This window comes from Algoriphagus faecimaris (genome assembly GCF_900101705.1).
GTDB classification, from domain to species: Bacteria; Bacteroidota; Bacteroidia; order Cytophagales; family Cyclobacteriaceae; genus Algoriphagus; species Algoriphagus faecimaris.
Genome location: NZ_FNAC01000009.1, coordinates 21,280 through 43,676, shown reverse-complemented (window position 1 = coordinate 43,676; position 22,397 = coordinate 21,280). Strand labels below are relative to the sequence as shown.

The following is a 22,397-nucleotide window of genomic DNA, read 5'->3' as shown; positions in this document are numbered from 1 at the left end:
AGACAGCCTTTGATCGGAAGTGATTTTTTTTAGAAGGAAAAGCCTGTAGTCAACTTAAAGAAGGAATCATTGCCATCCACCAAGTCGGTTCCAAATGAAAACCGTGCAAAAGGACCACCATTAGGATCAGAAAATTGCACATAAGGGCCTAGCCATTGATAGACGTCGGTTGAGGTAGCAACATTGGATCCGCCGGAGTTGATTAAATGCTCATAATGAGCTCCCAATGAGAAAAAGGGGCTGGCTTTAAATCCATAATTAACCCAATAGTGAATGTAAGCTAGTGTAGTGCCGTCGGCAAAGGTCTCGTCTTTCAAGGGGGCATAATAACCGAAATAGAGCTGTCCTTCTGTTTTTGCCTTATTCAGATTGATGGTCAAATTAGGCACAATGCCATCTCCGAAAACAGAGGGACCTACGGTTCCAGAACTTAGGAGATTCCCACCCAAAACTCCGATCTGAGGATTGATATCTATCCCTTCTCCAGCTGCGAAGTTGGCTCCTATTCCAAATTCAGTCCAGTTTCCCCAGTTCCCACCTGTGCCTCCTGACCAAAGAATGCCGTAGAAAGTGAAACTGGTTTTGTCAGAAAAACCGTAAGAACCTGCGAATGTGGGATAAAAGCCAAAAAACTGATCAGAATTAAGGCTAGCGCTGAAATTAAACTCCTTTTCCTGTGCCTGACTGGGATTGATTTGAGCCAATGAAAGGAATGCTAAAAGGAGAAAGCATGCCGAGGCTGGTCGGAACTGTAACTTGTTCTTCATGTGTAAATAGGTTTGAGTATAAAATAGGTTTGAATTTTATCCTTAAAAATCAAAATCAATGATTTTTATCAGATAATTGGTTTAAAATTATTCCAAAAAAACAATAAAACAAGTTTTTTAATAAAATATAGGTTAAAAATTGACTCTAATGTTTAGGATAATACAATTTTGAGCTCTTTTTGTTGCGGAAATGGTAAGGTCACTTTCCTCTTTGCCTTGAAAAGAATAAAAAAAGGTAGAACGGAAACGTCCTACCTTCAATAGTAATTTTTTGAAAGGGGAGTATTAAAATGCTTTCACCGTTTCGATAAACACTTTGACCATCTCGGGATCGATGTCTGGATAGACACCATGGCCCAAGTTGGCAATATGCCGTGATCCTTTAAATTGCTCCATCATTTCTCGGGTAGCTTTTCTGACTTGGTCAGGATTACCATAAAGCGCCGCTGGGTCGAGATTGCCTTGAAGTGTTTTTTCTGCTCCGATTAATTTTCGGGATTCTGCTATACCCATGTTCCAGTCTAGGCCAATGGTTTCACAGTTTAATGTTGCCATTTCCTCACGCGCAAAAAATGCTCCTTTGGCAAAAACAGTTTTGGGCACCTCGTCGATAGCACCGCAAATCTGTGAGATGTATTTCATCGAAAATTCCTGGTATTGTACCGGTCCCAAAATACCTGCCCAGCTGTCAAAAATTTGCACCAAATCCACACCAGCTTTAATCTGAGCTTTCAGGTAATTGATGGTGGAGTCGGTAATCATCTGCAACAAGCGATGCGAAAACTCAGGCTGCGTGTATAGCATTGCGCGGGCTTTTGAAAAGGTCTTGCTGCCGCTACCCTCAATCATATAGGCAAAAATAGTCCAAGGTGCACCGGCAAATCCGATCAGCGGAACACGTCCTGCCAATTCTTTTTTCGTAATCTCAATGGCTTTGATGACATAGGAAAGGTCATTGGCACCATCGGCGATACGCAATTTTTTTAAGTCTGATTCAGATTGGACGGTTTGGGGAAACCAAGGCCCTCGTTTTTCGACCATTTCATAGGGCAAACCCATGGCCTCAGGGATCACCAAAATATCCGAAAAAATAATGGCAGCATCCACTCCAAGTAAGTCTACAGGTTGGATAGTGACTTCAGCCGCCAATTCAGGTGTCTGGGCTAATTCAATAAAACCCGAAACAGATTCTCGTACAGCTCTATATTCGGGAAGAATTCTCCCGGCTTGTCTCATCAGCCATACGGGAGTGCGTTCTACTTTTTGTCCTGTGGCTGCCCGAAGCAGCAGATCGTTTTGGAGTTGCATCCTGCAAAGATAGGAAGCAAATAATATTTGGGGCAGAAAAATCAGGCAATAAAAAACAGGATTGCTGCAATGCCTCAATCCTGTTTGTCTTAGTTGGTTTAGTTGTTGCTTTTTTTCCTCTGTAAGGTATTGTTTTTGAAATCTTCTTCCGTGACACCAAGAAACTCGGTTACGGCTTCATAATCAGTTAAGTCCAGTCTTGCGTCAGGAAAATCAGATGGTATGACTACAATTCGGAAAACTTGATTATCTGTCCATTCGGGGCCCAGAATTGAAGGGTTGATAGCTCCATCAAGAAATAGTCTAATATCAAAAACAGTAAAATCATAATTGTATACAAGTGGGCCTTCTTGAAGAAATACGGTCTGAGGAAGAGCTCTCCAGATGGAGTTGCCATTATTGTCTACTTCCCATTGGATATAGGTCTGTACCACATCACTTTCGACAAGCTCCTCCGGCCAGTCAAAAATGGCTTCATAGTTTTCTTCTCCTGTGAAATCTACACTTACCTCATAGGTGGTGGCCACGATATTCACAGCATCCAGACCGTCAAGTCCGGGAGGGCCTTGAGGCCCTGGAGGTCCTTCGCAAGCTTGGAACAAAACCAGAGCAAATAAGCTAAAAACAAAACTAAGTCTTTTCATATTCTTTTGATTGAAAGTGATAGCATTCCCTGCACTAAAAAGATGCCAAGCTTGGTTAAAAAATGTAAAACTACTTTAGTCCTTGATAGGAGCGATTACATGAACTTCTTGTTCCGAGATGATTTTGTCTATAAAAATCTCTGACAGTGTAAGCTCAGCTGAGTCTGCATAGGCTTTTAGTTCCTTTTTGACTGTCTTGGGACTGGGCATAACCCACTTGCTCCCGGAGATTTTTGCTACCAAATATCCCTTTTCTTCAAACTGCCTGAAGGAAATACTGTCAGCGGAAACTAGCGCATTGAGACCTACAAAGACCCTCATAGTGTCTAATTTCCCTGCCGGCTCTACTTCGTATATTGTATGTAAATGAGAGCCTGGGTGTAGGCTTTTCTGAATTTCTATAGCCTCAAATGCTTTTCCTAATCTTTCATCTTGAGGTATTCCTACAAAATAAAATCCTGAAAGCGGGTCTGGTTGCTTGTTGACTTTAGAAATAAGGATGGGATTGTTGCCTCCTAGCTGGTCAAAAACCCAGTAGCCCACTCCAATCAAAACGATAAGTAAAACTGAAGCAATGATGAGCTTATTTTTCATGCCTAGAATAGATACCTGATACCGATTCCGCCCTGGCCTTTGATATGACCCACTCTATCCAAAAGTTCTAAAAACATACCTAATTCAGCAAAAACTGCTATGGGTAGTTCATCAAAATAATATTCTGTTCCGACAAAAACCTCCGGGCCGAAATCCGCGTTTGTTCGCTCTTCCCTTGCGGGGACGATTCCAGTTCCTACCTGTCCTTCCGTATAGGTGTAGTTCACTCTAGTAGTTCTCAGCTGCGCACCCACACCCCCGTAGGCCAAGAGGTAGCCTTGGTCTATGTCAAACATATCCGTAATGTCCTCATGATAAGCCATTCTTGCGTGAATTGATACACCTTTTCTGGCGCTATGGCCTACATAAAAGGCATTAGACGCAGGTGGGTTGCTATCAAAATCTCTTTGGAAATAACTGTCGCTATTGATCCCTCCACTCCCAAGCATGACTTCGTAGGAAAAGTAATCATCGATAAAATCCTTGTAAGTCAGTGTGAAGGGTTCACCGATTCGTACTCCGGCACCTCTTTCTTGCGCATTGCTTAAAAATGGAATCAAAGCAAAAACAGCGATAATTATGTATTTCACGATATTGTTGGTTTAGTTTTCTTGTTTTAGGGAGCAAATTCCAGGCTAGATTGCCATAGATTTAAGTTGCATTTGATGCAGTTGGGTATAAAAACCACCCTTTTCCAAAAGATTATCGTGGTCTCCTTGCTCTACAATCTCCCCTTTATGAAGCACGATTATCTGATCTGCTTTTTGAATGGTAGATAGTCTGTGAGCGATCACGATTGAAGTCCTACCCTTCATCATCTTATCAATGGAGTCCTGAATCAGCTCTTCTGTTTCTGTATCTACGGATGAGGTAGCCTCATCGAGAATGATGATTTCGGGGTTATAAACCATAGCACGGACAAAAGAAATTAACTGTCGCTGTCCTACAGAAAGCGTGGATCCACGCTCCATGACATTATAGTCCAAACCGCCCGGAAGCCGCTCGATGAATTTTCGTGCACCTACCATTTCGGCGGCATCCATGACTTGCTCTTTGGTGATGGATGGATTGCCCAGGGTGATATTGTAATAGATCGTATTCGAAAACAAGAAAACATCCTGAAGGACCACTCCAATATGCTTTCGTAAAGTGTCCAGTTCAAATTGTCGGATATCCGTACCGTCGATTTCTATCACTCCTTTGTTGATCTCATAAAATCTCGAAAGTAGATTGATAATGGAGGATTTCCCTGCACCAGTGGCGCCTACCAGAGCTACAGTTTGCCCCCTTTTGACCTCGAAATTGATGTTTTTAAGGACATAATCCTCATCAATATAGGCAAACCAAAGATCGCGAACAGAGAGGTTTCCTTGGATCTTTTCAGGCTTAAAAGACCCTTCATTGGCAATGTGTTCTTTGCTGTCCAATAGCTTGAAAATCCGAGAAGAGCTTACCACCCCCATCTGAAGTGTATTAAATCGATCAGCAATCATTCGGATCGGTCTGAAAAACAGCTGCAAATACATGATAAAGGAAATCAATACCCCTATCTGAAGTTCCATTCCCAGTACGCCTACTGCCCCATACCAAACGACCAGACCGATCCCAATAGCCTGAATAATTTCTGCCACAGGGAAATAGATGGAATAATATAGCACTGATCTAATGTGTGCCTTGCGATGCTCTCGATTGATTTCTTTAAATTTTTCAAACTCCCTATCTTCCCGATTGAAGATTTGGACGATGTTCATACCAGTGATGTGTTCCTGAAGGAAGGAGTTGAGGTTGGACACTGCATTTCTTACATCATTGAAAGTGACTTTGATTTTTTCCTTGAAAATGTAAGTGGAAATAATCATCAGAGGAAGGGTACACAAACTCACTAGTGTCAGTTTCCAATCGATGTAAAACATCACAGATAAAATCGTGACTAGCTGTAGCAAATCTCCAATGATAGCAGCCAAGCCTTCGCTAAACACATCGGCTAATGTTTCTACGTCAGAGATGTTGCGGGTGACCAGCCTTCCGATTGGCGTATTATCAAAAAACTTGAGTTTCAGTTTGAGCAGATGCTTGAACAGTCTGATCCTGATGTCCCTGATAATCACTTGTCCTATCCAACCAGAATAATAAGTGTGAGCCCACTGCACTCCCGCTTGAAGTAGCATCAATCCCACTAAAATATAAATCATCCGTACCAGCCCTTGACTATCTCCTATCGCTACATAATCGTCGATAGCCACTTGAATAAAATAAGGTCGGGTAGGCGCCAGCAAAGCAAGCGAAATAGTCAGAAAAATCAGAAAATAAAACTGAGGCCTGTACGGCTGTACATAGCGATAGAGCTGCCGCAATACTCGGGTGTCGACGATTTCTCCAGATGATTGTTTCTCTTTTTCTAAGCTCAAGGTCTGCTAGTCTAAATAGATGTCGTTTGGGTAAGTTATTTTGCTGAGAAACAGTCCTTTTGCAGGGGCTGCTTTTCCAGCTTTCGATCTGTCTCGGGATTCAATAATCAGGGACAAGTCTTCAGGTTGGCGTTTTCCCAAGCCAATTTCCATCAAAGTTCCGACAATCGCTCTTACCATACCACGCAAAAAGCGATTAGCGGTTATATGGAATAACAATTCCCCTTCTTTTTGTTCCCAATAGGCGGACTTAATTTGACAACGAAAGTGATTGACTTCTGTGTGTACCTTGCTGAAGCATTCAAAGTCCTCATATTCCAAAAGGATTTTCGAGGCTGTATTCATCCGATGTGGCTCAGGAGATTGATAACAAAGCCATGCAAAATCTTCCAAAAACGGATTCTTGCGAGGGATCACTCGGTAGAAATAGGATCGCTCCACTGCGTCAAACCGGGCATGTGCATCGGGTTTTACGGGACGAATCTGATGAATGGCAATACTTTTTGGTAAAATACCGTTGAGTGCCTTGAGTAGACGGTCCCGATCGATCCTGCCTTCAAAGTCAAAATGACAAACTTGCATAGCCGCATGTACTCCGGTATCCGTTCTTCCACTGCCCATGATAGCGATCGGTTGACGAAAATAAGTTGATAGCGCTAGTTCGATTGTAGCTTGTACAGAAGAAGCATTGGGCTGGGTCTGCCAGCCATGAAAGTCTCCCCCGTGATAGCTAAGCTCCATGAAATACCTATTTGAACTATTCATCGTTCGCAAAGATACAATTCCTACCTGATTCTGATTTGAGCTTTCTTTGGTAAAGCGGGGATTTGGACTTTTCTTTGCAAAAAAATAGAAATTATGATTCAACGAGTTCAGACCATCTTTCTCTTTTTGGTAGTGGTAGCGATGGGGATTACTGTAGGTACATCGCTTTGGAGTCAAACAGAGACAGGGAGCGGCACGGGAGATTCTTGGGAATTGACCGCATTTATGCTAAGTAATTTGGACGCCAATGGAGAGGTGATTCAATCTTCATCCAAATGGTATCTTTCTGCTTTGGCCGCTTTTGCTGGGTTTTTGGCACTGATCTCTATTTTTCAATACAAAAGCCGAGCTAAGCAAATGCTATTTAATATGATTAATAGTTTGGTGATGGTGTCTTTGGTAGTAGCCGTTTTTCTCACTACCAATGGAATTAATACAGAGCTCAATGCCTCGAGCGGGGGAACCTATCACTTTGGTTTTTGGGTGATTTTAGCTGCGATGGTGTGCAATATGCTCGCTAATCGATTTATCAAAAAAGATGAAGCGCTCGTCAGGTCGGTTGATCGGATCAGATGAATTAAACAAAAAGAGCCGGAAATTTCTGGCTCTTTTTGTTTTAAAAGTCTTAGAATCTAATCCTGAACCCGACTACTGGATAGAATGTAGTTAGGTTTTTTGTACCAATTATCCCAGCTTGTACGCTCATGTGTCTGCTCAACGTTTGTTTATAAGTTGCGCGCATCGTAGTGCCTTCAAAAAGCAGGTTGTTAGAATTATTGAGTAGGTATCCAACTTGTACGGTCTGGTGCTGATTGGCGTAAAGGCTACCCGGCTTCCAATGATACTCCGCATTGACAAACCAATTGCTGTTGACAGAAAACCCAGAATCTGATTCAGGGAAATAGACCGTATTGGTAATAGAACCGCCTATTTGAAATCCAGGTAAACTTAATGCTGCCTGAAAACCAATTTCGGGAGTAAATTTTCCTGCTGTAAAATCTAGGCCCACCGGAAAGCCCAATTCAATGGAGGTGAGGGTTTTCCAGTATTTTTTTTGAATTTTATTTTTTACTTGGCTCACCCTTGTGGGGAAAAAGTTTTGGCATACACGGTAAACATGCGTTTCAAAAGCAGGGAATTGGGTTGCCTGCTCCAATAAGGGTCGAAATTCTTCTTCGAGTAATTCAGGAGTAAACTCCTCCCGATTGAACAGGATGAGAAGTTTACCCTCATTAGGAAAATCAAAAGCCAAAGTGTCAGTAACTGGAAAGCTTCTATCAGCCCATGCCTGATGGTTTTTTGGGAGTCTGTTTTGTAGCTCCTGGGCAAAGCTAAGAGTATTGGCAAGGCATAGGAATAGTGCGATAATTAGAAATCGTTTCATTGTTTTAGTACGTTTTGTCTAGTTTATTTTTTCCGGTTGAGTATGATTCGGGCTTGAAAATCTCCCTTCTCATTGCTGATGGATTCTAATAAAATCGGGTCTTGAGCCCCAAAATTTGTTTTGACTTGAAACTTAATTTTATCAAGACCCCAGGAGATAGCGACCAAATGGTAAGTCTCATTTGTATTTTGAACATTAGGGTCATATTTCCCCCTTACTTCAAGGTCCATTCCTTTTACAGTCAAGTCATCGCTTATCGATATCGGAGGTCGAGTGGAGATAGTTGGCACAAATTCACTTCTCCGTGATGATTTGGTGATAATTTCGGGCGTAGGTTTTTTATCAGTGGTTGCGGTAATCGTTTCATTCAAAGAATCCGTTCTTTCTTCTTGCTCAATGGAAGCTGTTGGCAAGGAGGTTTTTGAAGTCCATGCAATTTTTGGTTGTTGAGAATCAACTTTCACATTTTCCTGCCGCACTAGGAAGAAAGCCAAAATGAGCAATCCGAAGATAGAAGCGGCGATCCCAATTGGTCTCCAGATGATTCTTCTTTTGGTATTGTCAAGCCTTTTTTCAATACTACTCCATGCTGTATCTGATGGATCATAGGCTGGGAGTTCTCCTAGGTTTTTGATCAATTGGGAATCAAAATTCTTTTTAAGCATGATTCTTTCCCAGCTATCGCTTCTCGGTTCGTGTTCAGGTAGGTCTTTCATGCGTTGATTAAGTTTTTAATTCGTGTTTTCAGCAGTTTTTTGGCATAGTTTAATTGGGATTTTGAAGTACTTTCAGTGATTCCAAGAAGATTTGCCGTTTCCTTGTGAGTATACCCTTCTACTGCTACCAACATGAATACTGCCCTTGCACCAGGAGGTAGCTCCCTTATTGCTTGATCTAATATTTCCCCGTCAAACCAGGAATCAAATTGATTATCGATAGGGTCGGGATGCTGATCAAGTTGATCAAACTCAAATTGCTTTTTGCCTGCTTTGATTGCTTTTCGAGCTGTAATTGTTTTCATCCAAGAGACCAAAGCCTCCGGGTGTTTCAGGTTTTTTATTTGTTGAAAAACTTCAACATAAGTTTCTTGAAGTACATCGTGCGCAAGATCTTCATTATTTAGCATCCGAAAAGCAAGAGAGTAAACCATCCTTTTTGTAAGTTCAAAAAGCTGAAATTGAGCTTTTCGATCTTGAGCTATGATTTGTTTGATTAGTTCTTTGTTAAGTTGGATTTGATTCATCGGATGCTTTTCTAGGAGTAAGAGTCATCTCGTGAAGAAAAGGTTGGAAAGTAAACTTCATTTATGTGATTTTTCTCATCTTGCCTTTGGATTTACTTTCTTAATTTCCCAAAAATTAATCAAGTTATGAAATTCGAAACCCGATCCATTCATAAAGGAAATCATATCACCGATACCAACCGGCCGGTGGTTCAGCCGATCACATTGAGTACGACTTTTGAGCATGAAAATGAAGCAGGGATGCTCTACACTCGCGCAGGAAATCCCAATAGATTGGCCCTAGAGGAGCTGGTGGCTTCACTGGAAGGAGGAAAGGTCGCTGCGGCTTTTTCTTCTGGGAATGCAGCGGGTACAGCTGTTTTTCAAGCGCTGGAGCCGGGCTCTCATATCATTGCGCCTGATGATATGTATCATGGCTTGCATAATTCCATGAGCATTCTTTTCAAAGGGATTCACGAGGTGAGTTTTGTGAACATGGCAGATCCTGAGGAAGTAAAAAAAGCGATCCGTCCCAATACCCGGCTTTTTTGGATAGAGACGCCGTCAAACCCTTTACTGAAAATCAGTGATGTCCGAAAAATTGCTGAAATCGCCAAAAACCAAAAAGCTATTTTGGCTTGCGACAACACCTTCGCTACGCCAGTATTCCAAAATCCATTGGCACTAGGTGCAGATATCGTGATGCATAGCAGTACCAAGTACTTTGGGGGACACAGTGATATCTTGGGTGGTATTTTGGTGGGAAAAGAAGACAACGAGTTTTGGGCAAAAATCAGAACTGTGCAGAGAGTAGGTGGAGCTGTACCTGCAGCAGCAGATTGCTACTGGCTAAGTCGAAGCATCCGAACGCTGGCTTATCGAATGCGCGGTCATGCTCAGAATGCCATGGTGCTAGCCGAGTACTTTTTGAACCATCCCAAAGTAGAGAAAGTACACTATCCAGGACTAAAAAATCACCCCGGACATGAGGTTGCAGCAGGTCAGATGACGGGATTTGGTGGCGTAGTTTCTTTTGAAGTCAAGGGCGGTGCAGATGCTGCCGATCGACTGATAAAAGATCTTCATCTTTTTGTCAATGCTACAAGTCTTGGAGGGGTAGAAAGTATCATAGAGCGAAGAGCTGCCGTGGAGGGTCCCGATACGCTGACTCCTCCAAACCTCATTCGGGTCTCGGTAGGACTAGAGCATAGTGATGATTTGCTGGAGGATTTGGACCTAGCCTTTTCGAAGATTTAAAGACGCTCGAGGGGAAGGCCGTTTCTTGCCCAATCTCCAAGACCACCTCTCAAGTGAAAAACCTGAGTGTATCCGTTTTCAATCAGGAAATTAGCCGCCTGCTCGCTTCTGACACCTGCACTGCAGTAGATGTAAATTTCCTCATCTTTGGGCAGCTCCAGCACGCGCTTGGCAAAATCACTGGAATAGATATCAATTACAGTGGCGTCTTTTGACAAAATGCCTTGATTGATCTCAGCAGGTGTGCGGACGTCTAGCAAAATCCCTTTTCCAGTTTGAAATTTTGACTGAAAATCCTTTGAGTTAAGCGTGATTACTCTCGCTTGTTGGCTTTCCTTGGTTGTGGATTGAGAGTTGTTTTGTTGCTGATCAGCACCAGAGCAGCCTCCCAAAAGAAGAACTAGTGATAGGACAAAAAACAGATTTTTCATAGTCGGGATTTGAGAAGCTAAAAGTAGTTAATTCACCTATTTTTTATTTGTGACTCTACGCACAAAAGTAGTGTGAAATTGAAGATTTAATCTTTCAGTTTAAAAGCAAAAAGCAGCCCTTTAAGCTGCTTTCAATCCATTCATTTGAATTTGGAATCTTAATTTTCTGGGTACCAGTTTCTCAATCTTACTTCTACCTGAGGAGCAGACTGATTGACTAGGCTTTTGAAGTGATTCACATCAGCTAGTCCGTCTCCACCGCGAAAATGATAAGGATAAACAATGGCAGGTTTAAATGCAGAAACTGCACTAGCAGCTTGATTGACATCCATGGTGTAGGGAAGGTTCATACAGACAAAAGCCACGTCTATTCCTTTGAGCGCTCTCATTTCTGGAATGTCTTCGGTGTCTCCTGAAAGGTAAATTTGCTTTCCTCCCAAGGTTACGATATAGCCATTTCCCCTTCCTTTGGGATGTCTGCTATCCGCTGTTTCTGGAAGGTTGTACATAGGAATGGCACGAATATCAGCTTCGGAAATTGATTTTTGTTCTCCATTTCCGATGACTTCGACTTTTGCATACTTGTCTTTTGGAAGTTTCTCAGCCACGGCAGCAGGAGCGACAATCGTAGCTTTGCTCAAGTCTAAACCATCGAGTGTTTCCTGATTGTGATGATCACCGTGAATATCAGTAATCAAAACAAGGTCTGCAGGCTTTTGTCCAGCAAACCGCTCTGCACCACCGTATGGATCCACATAGATGGTCAGGTCTTGATATTCAATCACTAAAGAACCATGAAGGATGGGGTTGATTTGTATTGCTCCGTTTTGAGCGGGTATTTGATCCTGCCCAAAACTGAAATAGGAGATAAATACTAGGAGAAAGGTGAATTTTTTCATAGGTTAAATGCTTTGATGGTTAACTCCACTAATTAAAATCTGTTTTAAAATAGTAACCTCGGAGGGCCTTGATCTTTAAGATGACAGGGATTCCCTTCATTATTTTCCAGAAGATATGAAAAAATTGTTAGTTTCTACCGGCGGTGGTGATTGCCCCGGACTCAATGCGGTCATCAGAGGGATTACCAAACGCGCAGCTCTTTCAGGAGAGTGGGAAGTGTGGGGGAGTTTTGAAGCCTTTAACGGGGTAATGGAAAATCCTCCCCGAATCATCAAATTGGATGAGCAAAACACCGCAGGAATCCATGTGATCGGGGGGACGATGCTGGGAACCACGAACAAGGGAAATCCACTTAGATTTTCGGAAAAGCAGGCTGATGGCTCGGTGAAAATCATTAATAAAATCCCAGAATTGGTAGCTGATCTCAAGAAAAAAGGATTCGATGCCGTGATTAACATCGGAGGAGATGGCTCTCAGGAGATTTCTCAGGCGATGTTCGAAGCAGGAATGCCGGTCGTTGGTGTACCTAAGACTATTGACAATGACCTGTCTTCAACTGATTTTACTTTTGGGTTTCAGACGGCCGTACAGATTGCTACCGATTCTTTTGATCGATTAGTGACCACCGCAGCGAGTCATCATCGTGTGATGATCATGGAAGTGATGGGAAGAAATGCCGGCTGGATTGCACTTTATACGGCGATTGCAGGTGGAGCAGAAATCTGCCTCATCCCAGAAATCCCCTATGATCTCAATGAAGTGGTAAAGCGCATAGAATCCCGCTATGCCAATGGTCGCGGATTTGTCAATATTGTCATCGCAGAAGGCGCTCATGCCAAGGAAGGAACAGTGACTTCAAGCAAAGGAGAGGAAGGAAGAATTGCAGTCCGCCTGGGTGGAGTAGCGTATACATTAAGTGAACAATTGAAAGCTGCGGGTCTGGATGCGGATATTCGTGAAACCGTTTTGGGTCATACGCAACGTGGAGGCACGCCGATTGCCTTTGATCGGGTGATTGCTTCAGTTTTTGGTGTAAAAGCTTTTGAACTCGTCTTGGAGGGGGAATTTGGTGAATTAGTCGTTTTACTCAATAATCAATACACATCTGTTCCTATCAAAAAAGCGATTTCGGCTTATAATTACGTTGATCCGAAAGGGACTTTGGTACAAGCAGCAAAAGGCATGGGAATTAGTTTTGGGGATTAAATAATTTGGATTCCTTTCGCCATTAGTCCTGCCAATAAGGGGATGCTTACTAGTAGAAGTAGTTCTGCCCTTAAAGACCATCTAATTAATAGAGGAATTTCTACTTGGTCCTCGGCTTCTCCTTTTCCTGTTTTGATAAAAAAGATGGTGGGATAGATGGATAGTAAACCTATCAAAATAAAAAAAACGAGCTTCAGATGAAAAGTGGGGTTTTGATTGTAGAATTCAGCAGGTTTACCGAATTCACCTAGCCAAAGCGTCAACCCTGCACCGAGCAGAACCAAGGCCGAAATCCCATAGATGGCATCGATTTGGCCTAAGTGTTTGATGGTTTTTCTTTGAAGGGTTTTTTCTAGAATAAAAAACTCTGCGATCAAGGATCCGGAAAGTGTAATGACGGAGATGAAGTGAAGATAACGAAGCAGAATTTCCATATGGGGAGAAAAATATTTAGACAGGTGTTTGACAGTTCGTTTTTCCAGAAAAGTTACGGTATTTTTTCATTTTGATAGATTGAAAATAGTCAAAAACGCTAATCAAATTACTAAAATACTCTTCGAAATAACCGAAGAACTTTTGCTTTCCTATAGACTTGGTTTTTCAAAAATTAGGAAAAACTGGCACTTTGCTATCTTGTAGGAAAATCCCAAAAATGGTGCTTTCAATGTTGTCAACAGATACGTTACTCATTATTGCCGATTGGTTTTTTGTGATTTTTCACTCTGCCTTGATCCTTTTCAACCTTTTGGGATGGATCTGGAGAAAGACACGAAAAGCTCACCTGATTACCATCAGCTTAACCCTACTTTCCTGGGGGTTTTTGGGCATTTGGTATGGTTGGGGATATTGCCCTTTGACGGATTGGCACTGGCAAGTCCTGGAGAAACTCGGCACTCCAAACCTGCCCAACTCCTATATCAGCTACCTTCTCGATAGGATTTTTGGCTGGCGACCTGATCAAAAATGGGTGGATGCGGGGACCCTGGGCTTCACACTTTTGGCCTTTGGGATGTCGATTTGGGTGAATTTTAGAAAAAAGGGATCTAAAGCTAAGGTTTCTGAATGATAAAAGTTTATTCCGAATGAATTAGGGTGGTTAAATGACTCTTCTATAAATTAATCCTGATTTCGACTTCTGTAATGATTGATCATTTCAATTACATAATCTCTATACCATCTGATTGGACATTCCTTCAAGAAATCTTCTAATATTTGAGTCTTTTCTTCTCCCGAAATATCCTTTTTCAAAATGATCTTACCCATGCGGATATTCCAATCTGTATTCGTTTTGGTTAAATAGTCAATCATTTCTAGCGATTGGAGGTCTTTGTCTTCAAATCCCAAACTTTCAACAACAAAATCAATTTTACCCTTGAATCTTGGATCAAATTCCAATCCGGCATCTTGACAAAGCTTTGCGTGCTCTTTCAAAAAATCTAAAGTATCGAAACCTTTATCAGGATTTCCTTCAGAAAGTAAATTTCGCTCCAAAAGGGAGATTGCCATTTCGAAGTTTCCAAGAAGCCGATGAGTCCGAATAAGGAGGAGGATGTATAGGTGTTTTCCTCCAGTACCTTCGGGAGATTTTAGAGTCTTGATTTCTTCTAGGATAGGAAGGGCCTTTTCGTACTCCTCTTGGTCGAAATAGATATTAGCAAGTTGAGTCTTTGTCATATACTCAACCAGCTCAAGGGGATAGTCTTCTTTGATGGTATCAATATAATCCAGCGTGAATTGGACTTTTGTTTCTGTAGCTGCATTATCCAGCTCACGATAAAGTTTTAGGATATATTCTTGGGAGAAAAATTCGTTGGGGTGGGCCATTTTTGCCTTTATTTCACAGACTCCATTTCATATTTACGCCCGTCCTCGTATCCTTTCCGCATGGCTTCTTTGGCTTCCTCCCAGTTCAATGCAGTATCCAAGACTATAAAAGTAAATAGGCCTAGGATAAATGCGATGATTTCTCTTTTGGTTATTTTTTTCATTTTGATAGAGTCTTTATTCTTTGAATTTCTGAAAATAATTTAAGTCAACATCGTAAACCGTTTTGGGCTTTAGTCCTAATTTCACCATTTCAAACATTTGGATGAGCTTTTTACCGTCTACCAATTCAATGGGAGGTGCTCCGTCTCGAGATGCCTCTTTTTCAGCATCGCGAGAAAAGGAGCCTGTTGTTAGAATGATTCCCTTTTCCGCTCGGCCTAACATCGCATTTCGAAAATCGCCAACTTGTGCTCTGGAGACAGATCCTTCATATCTTTTACATTGGAAAATCACTTTAAAACTTACAAAAGGGTTTAACTCTAAAACCCCAAAACCATCAATTCCCCCATCATGAGATTTTCCTGTGACTTCCACATTTTCAAAGCCATGCTCTCTCAGTAACTCTTTACATACATTTTCAAATCCTGAAGGTGAAAGAGATTTCAGAACGGAAAGTAGGTTGTTTTCAGCAGTTACTTCTACTGTCTCAGGTTCTTCTTCCTCTTGGTCTTCAATAATCTCTTTTCTCGATTTTTCTTTTCTAATTTTTTGATTGATCTCTACCCATTTTAAGAATATCTGCCTTGATTCATCAGATGTTAAATGTGTGTTTTTGCCTTTTTCGGTGAGTTTCCAAGTTCCTCTTTCAGAGGAATCTAATAGTCCTTCCCAAATGAGGTATTGTCTAGCCCAAGCCACCTGATTGTGAAACCTATTCCCTCCTGACTTTAAAGTCTCATCTAAAAAATCATCTTTCAATTCAAGATTTTGGGCGATCCTTTCAGATACTTCTCGTGGTTTACCAGAATATCCAAGTTCTCTAAGTGCATCTAATAATGGCCCAAACCATTGTACGAATTCAGCTTGACCCTTTCTTTTTTTCATTATTCAATTTTAAATTTTTAATTCCAAATTATTCATCCCGCCTATCCTTCTCTATAAATCCTCCATTCAAATTGTTTGAAAAATTAATTTTTCATTTCTCCTCTTTTGAGTTCATTCAATATAAGATCAGTAAAATCATCCATCCTTGAAAAAGCAAACCACTTTTTTCCAAGATCTTTGAGTGATGCTCCAAAATGATAGAGTATTGATTTATCAAGAATTAAAAAACGATCATGACTTTTTGAAAATGTCTTCAGATTGGCATTTGGGTATTGCTGTATGAATTTTTCAAAATCCAGCTTAAGCTTCCTGCTAATTTCCTTGGTATATAAGGAAATTGATACCCTTGAGGAGCACTTGCTCAATAAGACTAAAATAGACTCGTCCAGGTAGTTGTCAATCAGTATTATTTCTTCTTTGGCACTTTTTATCAGGTTTGTGACAAAGACATAAGCATCAAAAATCTGCCCATTAAAGAACACCCCCTTTTCCGGATTTAATTGATTCTTTTCAAAAGCTTGGAACAACTGATCAAACTTTTTATCATTTTCAATCTGCTTGTTCTCCAATTGGTTTATCCGTTGAAAAAGCCCTCCATTGTTTCCTAAAAATCTTCTCATTTCAACAAATGCCTGTATGATCTGAATACTTACTTGGATTGCTGTTTCTGTTTTCAGGACAGCTGAAAGCATAGCGACCCCTTGCTCGGTAAAGACTCTAGGAAGATACTTCCTATGTCTACCTCTTCCATGATTTACATTTAAGGTTCCAACTTGGAACCTTAAAAAATTCCACTCTTCCTGCTCAAGTTCAAATGAAAATGATCTTGGGAATCTTTCTGGATTTCTGGAAACAGCCCGATTAATGTACTTGGTCTCTGTTCCATACAAAGCTGCCAAGTCACTATCCAGCATCACTTGTTGCCCACGGATGTTGTGAATTTGGTTTTCTATTTCTTGGCTTGTTAGCTGATTCATCTTTCATCGATTGAAAATCACCCTGCCCAGCCTTCACGGTCCAGACTTCTATACTGAATCGCTTCTGCCAGATGCTCCACCTTGATATCAGAACTATCTGCAATATCGGCGATGGTGCGGGCAACTTTGAGGATGCGGTCATAAGCCCGGGCGGAGAGACCCAAGCGTTCCATAGCAGTTTTGAGTAAGGCTTTACCAGCCTCATTGATTTGGCAGACTTCCTTGACCATATGTGAAGGCATCATCGCATTGCAATAGACTTCGGGATTGCTCTGGAATCGCTCTTTTTGTTTTTCCCTCCCTTTGATGACTCGCTCTCGAATGGCTTTGCTGGATTCACTCTTTCGAGTGGAGGTCATCTCGTCAAATTTCACTGGAGTCACTTCCACGTGAAGGTCAATTCGATCGAGAAGTGGTCCACTGACCTTATTTAAATAGCGCTGTACGATACCCGGTCCGCAGACACATTCCTTTTCCGGATGGTTGTAATAGCCGCAGGGACAGGGGTTCATACTGGCGATTAGCATAAAATTAGCCGGGTAATCGACTGAAATTTTGGCTCTTGAAATGGTGACTTTTCGCTCTTCCAGAGGTTGGCGCATGACTTCGAGTACGGTTCGCTTGAATTCAGGCAATTCATCGAGGAAAAGCACTCCATTATGCGCCAGTGAAATTTCCCCAGGTTGTGGATTCCCTCCTCCGCCGACCAAAGCAACGTCCGAAATCGTATGGTGAGGACTTCGAAAAGGCCGATTGGCCAGCAGTGAAGCATTGTTTCCTAGCTTTCCAGCCACGGAGTGGATTTTAGTCGCTTCTAGGGCTTCCTGCAGGGAAAGTGGAGGAAGTATCGAAGGTAATCTTTTGGCCAGCATGGTTTTTCCTGCACCGGGAGGTCCTATCATGATGACATTGTGCCCTCCAGCGGCGGCGATTTCCATGGCTCGCTTGATATTTTCCTGACCTTGGACATCCGCAAAGTCAAATTCTACGTCATCGAGGGAATGGTAAAAAATCTCACGGGTATCTGTCACCAAAGGCTCAATCTGTAGATCACCCATCAGAAAATCTGCTGCCTGCTGTAAATTTTCCACGCCAATGATATCCAGATTATTGACGATAGAGGCTTCTTTGGCATTAACGAGCGGGAGGATGAATCCTTTAAAACCTTGTTTTCTCGCCTCAATGGCGATAGGTAAGACTCCTTTGATCGGACGAAGTTTCCCGTCTAGAGAAAGTTCACCCATGATCACGTAGCGATCCAGTTCGGGAAATTCCACCTGCTCAGAGGCCTGCAATATTCCCATCGCAATGGGCAGGTCATAGGCTGAGCCTTCTTTTCGAATATCGGCAGGGGCTAGGTTGATCACCACCTTTTGCCGAGGCATCCGAAAGCCAAAATACTTGAGGGCTGACTCTACCCGCTGTTGGGATTCTTTTACGGCAGAATCAGGTAATCCTACCATATAGAAACTTGTCCCCTGACCCACATTGACTTCAATGGTGATCAAGTTGGCATCTACGCCAGATACTGCACTTCCAAAAGTTTTTGCTACCATAATAAAAAAGGAAACCGGTTTTGGTTTCCTTAATATACAGTTTTCTGAAAATTAACTCCTTATTCCTCAGTGAAATTTTGTCTCGGAGGTAAATTACTCGATTCTGTCTCTTCAGAAGGAGAGGGTTTGATTTTGGCTTTTTCAGCGGATTTTGGATGCTCCATGTCGTAGATTTTGGCTTTTAACCCATTCATCTCAGTTTCCATGTTTTTGATTTTCTTCTCCAAAGAAGCTCTCACTGTCCTACCGATAAGCCAAGAAATGAGGAATAGGATAAAGCCCAACAGGATGATTTTCACCATGTCGTCAGAGCTGACCTCCTGCATTCCAAAGAGGCCTCCCAACGTGTCAAAGGCGATGAAAAAGATTAAAAATAAGCCAAAATAAGCTAAGAGGATGATTTGTAAAACTTGGTGAGTTTTCTTCATGATATTTTGAAATTAATAGCTCTAATATACTAAACGGACTGAATACTCGAAAGCTTTTGATACAAGCCTTTTTGGTTTATCAGCTCCTGGTGATTGCCTCGCTGTACGATTTGCCCACGCTCGATTACCAAAATCTCATCGGCATGCTGAATGGTGCTTAGTCGATGCGCGATCACCAATGTCGTCCGATTTTTCATTAAGTGGGTCAGGGCCTCTTGTACCAGTTTTTCAGATTCTGAGTCTAGTGCAGAAGTCGCTTCATCGAGGATAAGAATCGGCGGATTTTTCAAAACAGCTCTCGCGATACTCAGTCGCTGTCGCTGTCCTCCGGAAAGTTTACTACCACGCTCTCCGATGGAAGTTTGGTAGCCCTCCTCCATCTTGATGATAAATTCATGGGCGTTGGCGATTTTAGCGGATTCAATGACCTGGTCCTCAGTAACTTCTTCGATTCCAAAAGCGATGTTGTTAAATACAGTATCATTGAATAGGATGGATTCCTGCGTGACTATCCCCATGAGTTTGCGGAGTTCTTCCAGCTTTAGGTCACGGAGATCATTTCCATCCAATGTGATTTTTCCTTTTGAGGGATCATAAAAGCGCGGGACCAAATCAGCCATTGTGGATTTTCCTCCACCCGAAGGCCCGACAAGAGCAATGGTTTTACCTTTTTTAAGAGTGAAGTTAATGTCTTGTAAAATCAGTTGCTCTTCATAAGCAAAACTCACGTGTTCAAATTTGATTCCGCTGTTGAATTGATGGATAGCAATAGTCCGAGTGGGATTTTTGATTTTTGAATCCGTGTCTACCACTTCAAAAATCCGCTCAGCAGAGGCAATTCCCCGTTGAATGCTAGAAACTGCTCTTGAAATCTCTTTGGCAGGATTGAGTACTTGAGTGAAGATGATGATGTATGTGATGAAATCCGAGGCACTCAGGTCTGAATTTCCGCTTAGGACCAGGCTTCCGCCATAGACCAATATTCCGGCGACTACGCTGACTCCCAAAAATTGGGAAATTGGTGAAGCTAATTCATTCTTACGGGCCATATTAACATTGACCGCAGCATAGTGGTCTGTTTCAGTATCAAATTTTCTAAACATGAACCGCTCCGCATTGAAGGCCTTGATGACGCGCATTCCGCTCAGAGTTTCATCGAGAATATTAACAATTCTACCCAAGGATTGCTGGCTCTGTACGGCTCGTTTTTTTAATCTACGGGTGATTCCTCCAATGATAGCACCTGATATAGGAATGATTAGAATCGTAAACAGAGTCAGCTTGACCGACATAAAAAACAAGACCGCAAAATATAGAATGATTGTCGCTGGCTCTCGAAAGACTACTCGTAATGATTGGACGATGGTGTTTTCTACCTCTTGTACATCATTGGTCATTTTGGACATGAGGTCGCCTTTGCGCTCATCGGAGAAATAGCCGATGTGCAGGCTACTTACTTTTCCAAAAATATCCATCCTCATCCGTTTGATGACAACGGCGCGAACTTTAGCCAAGACTACTCCAGAGAGGTAGGTGAATAAATTGGAAAGGAAGACTGATATCACGATGATAATGCAGACAAACATCAAAGTGCCAACCTTGCCATAATCAGCCTCTACACTGAGAAAATAATGATTGAAAAGCCCGGTGAAGTAGTCGATAGAGGGATTGAAAGGGGGAAGTTCTTCGTATTGCTTCAACGTCTCTGGATCGACTTGCTCGAAAATCACATCAAATAGGGGCTTGAGCAGGGTGAAATTGATCAATCCAAAAATGATAGAAAAGAGGGTGTATAATATATATGTCGGAACAAACTTGCCATAGGGTCTGGCATAAGAGAGAATCCGCAAATAAGTCTTCATGAAAATTGGTTCAGCAATTGAGCCCGCAAGTTACGGAAAATAGCATTCTGACTAGAAATTGAATTCGGGACGGATAAAGTTCCATCTAATCCCTACTTGCAGCATTTGTGATCGCTGATGATCAGAGCCTTCGATCCGCTGATGTCTGAAGGTATGGGATGCATCAATGAAGAAATTATGCTTCAGCATGTAGCTCGCAGTCAGATTAGATTGAAAAACGGTATTTTCGATGCCTTGACCTATAGTATTTCCAAATAGTCCAGTTGGACTTCCATCCAATCGATTTTTCAATACATTTCCACCCCAATTGGTCTCTGGATCCGGGTCAGATCCAAAAAATTGATACATACCCAAAGCAGTGACATTTAACCTTGGAAGCGGCTGATAGCGCAAAATCCCGATAAATTCTCGAAAATTAGCCCCTAGGGGATGGGTGAGTGGAGTTCGCCAATTGGAGTAGGATTGGTAATCGATTTTTTCTTGAAAGGTGTAAGGCCGTGCTGTATTAAACTCGATCTGCAAGTCTAAATTTGACACCTCAAAGGCATCGATGTATTTATAGCCTGCTTGCACGCCGTATTTATTACGCTTTGAGCCTTTGCCATCAATTCCAAAAAACTCTCCAAACACAAATTCATCCAATGCAAATTGCCCATAAAGCTGCATGCCCGGCCGAAAATTCCATTTGGCATCCATGCCCAGCATGACTTTGTCCGGAGTGCCTAGCTGCTGCTCTACCCAGCGGAAAAACACCACGGGATTGAAATAATTAAAATTGATCTGATCAGTCATTACGGATTCAAAAAATCCAAGATTGAGCTTTTTACCCACATTGAAACTGAGTCGGTGCATGGAGAAAAACTTCTGGGTATAGCGACCGTCTGTGGGCCTTCTTCTATTATAAAAGACATCCGCGGTCATTTGAGTCCAGAGGTTGGTGAGTTGAAACTTCCAGACTTTAGTATTCAGCTTGACAAACATGTAGGGGTTTGAAAAATCTGAAAGAAGAAAAGATCGGTAGCCCTCTCCGACAAAATTCCGATCATGTCCTACTTGGGCTTGGATACTTTTGGTCAGGTGAAAATTGACATGCCCCCGAGCTGAAAAATAGCTATACCCATCACCTTGATATTCTTTCCAAAACCCTTCACCCGGTACGGCAAGATTATTTGAGGCGTAGGCCTTTGTCCAAGAGGGAAGAAAAACCTCCGAGGTAGTCAGATAAGTATAGAAACTCACTTTTTTGTCAATGGCGCCTCGGACGACAACACCGCGGCTCAATTGGGCAGGCTTCCGGTCTTGATCGCTTTCTAGGGCTCCGCTCAGGTAAATCACAGGACTGAGATGAATGTCAAAATCTTCATCGTAGTAGTGGGCAAAATCACCGGGTCTGCGGTAAATTTTTTTTAGAAAAGGGTTTTCTGATTCCGGGGTTTCCTGCTGGACAAACTCCCAATTATCCTGCGCTAGATAAGCTAGGTTAAATCGATCCGAGGACGAGCGGATGACGGGGTCATTCTGCAGACTATCTAGATAATGTCCTAAGATGTCTCTTCTGAAAGGTTTGAATCCTGTCTGAAAAAAGGGGTTATTCGCACCTTGTAAGATTTCATATCGCTCGATCTTGTGATAGTAGTCTCGCTCATAGGGGATGTAGCTACCTTGCGCAAAAAGTGAAGAAGAAACTAGAAGTAAGGCCACTCCAAGAAGCAGACTGTAGCTCACTGGTGAAAGAAGGGAGTTTTGCATGGAATAAGATTTGGGAAATGCATAAAAATGGATGCTTTTCAACCCGAAAATACAGTTTTCGGAGAGAT

General features: G+C 42.1%; 25 protein-coding genes. 4 read left to right on the top strand and 21 right to left on the bottom strand.

Annotation, left to right across the window (positions count from 1 at the left end; genetic code table 11):
* Positions 1-29: 29 nt before the first annotated feature.
* The 7 genes from BLQ57_RS06420 to truA all read right to left on the bottom strand — a co-directional run bounded on the left by BLQ57_RS06420 (position 30) and on the right by truA (position 6,462).
* On the bottom strand, positions 30-767 hold the full coding sequence (locus BLQ57_RS06420) for a DUF6733 family protein (protein ID WP_240507760.1): 738 nt from the start codon (positions 765-767) through the stop codon (positions 30-32).
* A gap of 285 nt (positions 768-1,052) precedes the next feature.
* A complete protein-coding gene (hemE, locus tag BLQ57_RS06415) occupies positions 1,053-2,075 on the bottom strand; it encodes a uroporphyrinogen decarboxylase (RefSeq protein WP_087938506.1) in 1,023 nt (340 codons plus the stop codon).
* A gap of 98 nt (positions 2,076-2,173) precedes the next feature.
* The gene (locus BLQ57_RS06410) at positions 2,174-2,719 is read right to left on the bottom strand and encodes a hypothetical protein (RefSeq protein WP_087938505.1); all 546 of its coding nucleotides are present in this window, start codon (positions 2,717-2,719) and stop codon (positions 2,174-2,176) included.
* 75 nt (positions 2,720-2,794) lie between these two features.
* The gene (locus BLQ57_RS06405; protein WP_087938504.1) at positions 2,795-3,313 is read right to left on the bottom strand and encodes a hypothetical protein; all 519 of its coding nucleotides are present in this window, start codon (positions 3,311-3,313) and stop codon (positions 2,795-2,797) included.
* 2 nt (positions 3,314-3,315) lie between these two features.
* Positions 3,316-3,903 carry a hypothetical protein gene (locus BLQ57_RS06400; protein ID WP_087938503.1) on the bottom strand — a complete coding sequence of 196 codons (588 nt, stop codon included), beginning with the start codon at positions 3,901-3,903 and terminating at the stop codon, positions 3,316-3,318.
* Positions 3,904-3,948: 45 nt separating this feature from the next.
* Positions 3,949-5,721 carry an ABC transporter ATP-binding protein gene (locus tag BLQ57_RS06395; protein WP_087938502.1) on the bottom strand — a complete coding sequence of 591 codons (1,773 nt, stop codon included), beginning with the start codon at positions 5,719-5,721 and terminating at the stop codon, positions 3,949-3,951.
* 6 nt (positions 5,722-5,727) lie between these two features.
* On the bottom strand, positions 5,728-6,462 hold the full coding sequence (gene truA / locus BLQ57_RS06390) for a tRNA pseudouridine(38-40) synthase TruA (protein ID WP_240507759.1): 735 nt from the start codon (positions 6,460-6,462) through the stop codon (positions 5,728-5,730).
* 117 nt (positions 6,463-6,579) lie between these two features.
* Between truA and BLQ57_RS06385 the strand changes: the two genes are divergently transcribed.
* Positions 6,580-7,062, top strand: a complete 483-nt coding sequence (locus tag BLQ57_RS06385; RefSeq protein ID WP_087938501.1) for a DUF4293 domain-containing protein — start codon at positions 6,580-6,582, stop codon at positions 7,060-7,062.
* A 49-nt stretch (positions 7,063-7,111) separates the two neighbouring features.
* Here BLQ57_RS06385 and BLQ57_RS06380 read toward each other — a convergent pair whose 3' ends face one another.
* Genes BLQ57_RS06380 through BLQ57_RS06370 form a run of 3 tightly spaced genes read right to left on the bottom strand, consistent with a single transcriptional unit; the run spans position 7,112 to position 9,113 of the window.
* On the bottom strand, positions 7,112-7,870 hold the full coding sequence (locus BLQ57_RS06380; protein WP_087938500.1) for a hypothetical protein: 759 nt from the start codon (positions 7,868-7,870) through the stop codon (positions 7,112-7,114).
* Between the two features lie 23 nt (positions 7,871-7,893).
* Positions 7,894-8,586, bottom strand: a complete 693-nt coding sequence (locus BLQ57_RS06375; RefSeq protein ID WP_087938499.1) for a hypothetical protein — start codon at positions 8,584-8,586, stop codon at positions 7,894-7,896.
* On the bottom strand, positions 8,583-9,113 hold the full coding sequence (locus tag BLQ57_RS06370; protein ID WP_087938498.1) for an RNA polymerase sigma factor: 531 nt from the start codon (positions 9,111-9,113) through the stop codon (positions 8,583-8,585). Before BLQ57_RS06370 ends, BLQ57_RS06375 begins: the two co-directional genes overlap by 4 nt.
* Positions 9,114-9,239: 126 nt before the next feature.
* Here BLQ57_RS06370 and BLQ57_RS06365 point away from each other — a divergent pair, with 126 nt between their 5' ends.
* On the top strand, positions 9,240-10,349 hold the full coding sequence (locus tag BLQ57_RS06365) for a trans-sulfuration enzyme family protein (RefSeq protein WP_087938497.1): 1,110 nt from the start codon (positions 9,240-9,242) through the stop codon (positions 10,347-10,349).
* Here BLQ57_RS06365 and BLQ57_RS06360 read toward each other — a convergent pair.
* Positions 10,346-10,780 (bottom strand): rhodanese-like domain-containing protein, encoded by a 435-nt coding sequence (locus BLQ57_RS06360; RefSeq protein WP_087938496.1) that lies wholly within the window; start codon positions 10,778-10,780, stop codon positions 10,346-10,348. The two genes, BLQ57_RS06365 and BLQ57_RS06360, sit on opposite strands and share 4 nt — an antisense overlap.
* A gap of 158 nt (positions 10,781-10,938) precedes the next feature.
* Positions 10,939-11,679, bottom strand: coding sequence for an MBL fold metallo-hydrolase (locus BLQ57_RS06355; protein ID WP_087938495.1), 741 nt, complete (start codon positions 11,677-11,679; stop codon positions 10,939-10,941).
* Between the two features lie 115 nt (positions 11,680-11,794).
* Between BLQ57_RS06355 and BLQ57_RS06350 the strand changes: the two genes are divergently transcribed.
* Positions 11,795-12,886 (top strand): 6-phosphofructokinase, encoded by a 1,092-nt coding sequence (locus BLQ57_RS06350; protein ID WP_087938494.1) that lies wholly within the window; start codon positions 11,795-11,797, stop codon positions 12,884-12,886.
* On the opposite strand, the gene BLQ57_RS06345 is transcribed toward BLQ57_RS06350, so the two are convergent.
* A complete protein-coding gene (locus BLQ57_RS06345) occupies positions 12,883-13,320 on the bottom strand; it encodes a DUF2214 family protein (protein WP_087938493.1) in 438 nt (145 codons plus the stop codon). The genes BLQ57_RS06350 and BLQ57_RS06345 overlap by 4 nt on opposite strands.
* A gap of 218 nt (positions 13,321-13,538) precedes the next feature.
* Between BLQ57_RS06345 and BLQ57_RS06340 the strand changes: the two genes are divergently transcribed.
* A complete protein-coding gene (locus BLQ57_RS06340) occupies positions 13,539-13,952 on the top strand; it encodes a DUF2784 domain-containing protein (RefSeq protein ID WP_240507758.1) in 414 nt (137 codons plus the stop codon).
* Positions 13,953-14,002: 50 nt separating this feature from the next.
* On the opposite strand, the gene BLQ57_RS06335 is transcribed toward BLQ57_RS06340, so the two are convergent.
* The 8 genes from BLQ57_RS06335 to BLQ57_RS06305 all read right to left on the bottom strand — a co-directional run bounded on the left by BLQ57_RS06335 (position 14,003) and on the right by BLQ57_RS06305 (position 22,329).
* Complete coding sequence (locus BLQ57_RS06335) at positions 14,003-14,710, bottom strand: tetratricopeptide repeat protein (RefSeq protein WP_087938492.1); 708 nt, start codon at positions 14,708-14,710, stop codon at positions 14,003-14,005.
* An 8-nt stretch (positions 14,711-14,718) separates the two neighbouring features.
* Entirely contained in the window at positions 14,719-14,874 is a 156-nt protein-coding gene (locus tag BLQ57_RS21105; RefSeq protein ID WP_169712722.1) for a hypothetical protein, read from the bottom strand.
* Between the two features lie 13 nt (positions 14,875-14,887).
* Complete coding sequence (locus BLQ57_RS06330) at positions 14,888-15,757, bottom strand: restriction endonuclease (protein ID WP_175444651.1); 870 nt, start codon at positions 15,755-15,757, stop codon at positions 14,888-14,890.
* Positions 15,758-15,840: 83 nt separating this feature from the next.
* A complete protein-coding gene (locus BLQ57_RS06325) occupies positions 15,841-16,734 on the bottom strand; it encodes an ORF6N domain-containing protein (RefSeq protein WP_087938490.1) in 894 nt (297 codons plus the stop codon).
* Positions 16,735-16,751: 17 nt separating this feature from the next.
* On the bottom strand, positions 16,752-18,290 hold the full coding sequence (locus BLQ57_RS06320) for a YifB family Mg chelatase-like AAA ATPase (protein ID WP_087938489.1): 1,539 nt from the start codon (positions 18,288-18,290) through the stop codon (positions 16,752-16,754).
* 59 nt (positions 18,291-18,349) lie between these two features.
* Entirely contained in the window at positions 18,350-18,718 is a 369-nt protein-coding gene (locus tag BLQ57_RS06315) for a SoxR reducing system RseC family protein (RefSeq protein ID WP_087938488.1), read from the bottom strand.
* 29 nt (positions 18,719-18,747) lie between these two features.
* Positions 18,748-20,580: an ABC transporter ATP-binding protein gene (locus tag BLQ57_RS06310; RefSeq protein ID WP_087938487.1), complete on the bottom strand. Its 1,833-nt coding sequence runs from the start codon at positions 20,578-20,580 to the stop codon at positions 18,748-18,750.
* 51 nt (positions 20,581-20,631) lie between these two features.
* The gene (locus BLQ57_RS06305) at positions 20,632-22,329 is read right to left on the bottom strand and encodes a hypothetical protein (RefSeq protein WP_240507757.1); all 1,698 of its coding nucleotides are present in this window, start codon (positions 22,327-22,329) and stop codon (positions 20,632-20,634) included.
* Positions 22,330-22,397 lie beyond the last annotated feature (68 nt).

Bases quoted from the DNA above. Each gene is read 5' to 3' on its own strand.
- BLQ57_RS06325 (WP_087938490.1), bottom strand. From the start codon at position 16,734: ATGAATCAGCTAACAAGCCAAGAAATAGAAAACCAAATTCACAACATC.
- BLQ57_RS06310 (WP_087938487.1), bottom strand. From the start codon at position 20,580: ATGAAGACTTATTTGCGGATTCTCTCTTATGCCAGACCCTATGGCAAG.
- BLQ57_RS06340 (WP_240507758.1), top strand. From the start codon at position 13,539: ATGGTGCTTTCAATGTTGTCAACAGATACGTTACTCATTATTGCCGAT.
- hemE (WP_087938506.1), bottom strand. From the start codon at position 2,075: ATGCAACTCCAAAACGATCTGCTGCTTCGGGCAGCCACAGGACAAAAA.
- BLQ57_RS06330 (WP_175444651.1), bottom strand. From the start codon at position 15,757: ATGAAAAAAAGAAAGGGTCAAGCTGAATTCGTACAATGGTTTGGGCCA.
- BLQ57_RS06305 (WP_240507757.1), bottom strand. From the start codon at position 22,329: ATGCAAAACTCCCTTCTTTCACCAGTGAGCTACAGTCTGCTTCTTGGA.
- truA (WP_240507759.1), bottom strand. From the start codon at position 6,462: ATGGAGCTTAGCTATCACGGGGGAGACTTTCATGGCTGGCAGACCCAG.
- BLQ57_RS06355 (WP_087938495.1), bottom strand. From the start codon at position 11,679: ATGAAAAAATTCACCTTTCTCCTAGTATTTATCTCCTATTTCAGTTTT.
- BLQ57_RS06375 (WP_087938499.1), bottom strand. From the start codon at position 8,586: ATGAAAGACCTACCTGAACACGAACCGAGAAGCGATAGCTGGGAAAGA.
- BLQ57_RS06365 (WP_087938497.1), top strand. From the start codon at position 9,240: ATGAAATTCGAAACCCGATCCATTCATAAAGGAAATCATATCACCGAT.
- BLQ57_RS06370 (WP_087938498.1), bottom strand. From the start codon at position 9,113: ATGAATCAAATCCAACTTAACAAAGAACTAATCAAACAAATCATAGCT.
- BLQ57_RS06385 (WP_087938501.1), top strand. From the start codon at position 6,580: ATGATTCAACGAGTTCAGACCATCTTTCTCTTTTTGGTAGTGGTAGCG.
- BLQ57_RS06335 (WP_087938492.1), bottom strand. From the start codon at position 14,710: ATGGCCCACCCCAACGAATTTTTCTCCCAAGAATATATCCTAAAACTT.
- BLQ57_RS06360 (WP_087938496.1), bottom strand. From the start codon at position 10,780: ATGAAAAATCTGTTTTTTGTCCTATCACTAGTTCTTCTTTTGGGAGGC.
- BLQ57_RS06405 (WP_087938504.1), bottom strand. From the start codon at position 3,313: ATGAAAAATAAGCTCATCATTGCTTCAGTTTTACTTATCGTTTTGATT.
- BLQ57_RS06350 (WP_087938494.1), top strand. From the start codon at position 11,795: ATGAAAAAATTGTTAGTTTCTACCGGCGGTGGTGATTGCCCCGGACTC.
- BLQ57_RS21105 (WP_169712722.1), bottom strand. From the start codon at position 14,874: ATGAAAAAAATAACCAAAAGAGAAATCATCGCATTTATCCTAGGCCTA.
- BLQ57_RS06410 (WP_087938505.1), bottom strand. From the start codon at position 2,719: ATGAAAAGACTTAGTTTTGTTTTTAGCTTATTTGCTCTGGTTTTGTTC.
- BLQ57_RS06380 (WP_087938500.1), bottom strand. From the start codon at position 7,870: ATGAAACGATTTCTAATTATCGCACTATTCCTATGCCTTGCCAATACT.
- BLQ57_RS06320 (WP_087938489.1), bottom strand. From the start codon at position 18,290: ATGGTAGCAAAAACTTTTGGAAGTGCAGTATCTGGCGTAGATGCCAAC.
- BLQ57_RS06420 (WP_240507760.1), bottom strand. From the start codon at position 767: ATGAAGAACAAGTTACAGTTCCGACCAGCCTCGGCATGCTTTCTCCTT.
- BLQ57_RS06345 (WP_087938493.1), bottom strand. From the start codon at position 13,320: ATGGAAATTCTGCTTCGTTATCTTCACTTCATCTCCGTCATTACACTT.
- BLQ57_RS06315 (WP_087938488.1), bottom strand. From the start codon at position 18,718: ATGAAGAAAACTCACCAAGTTTTACAAATCATCCTCTTAGCTTATTTT.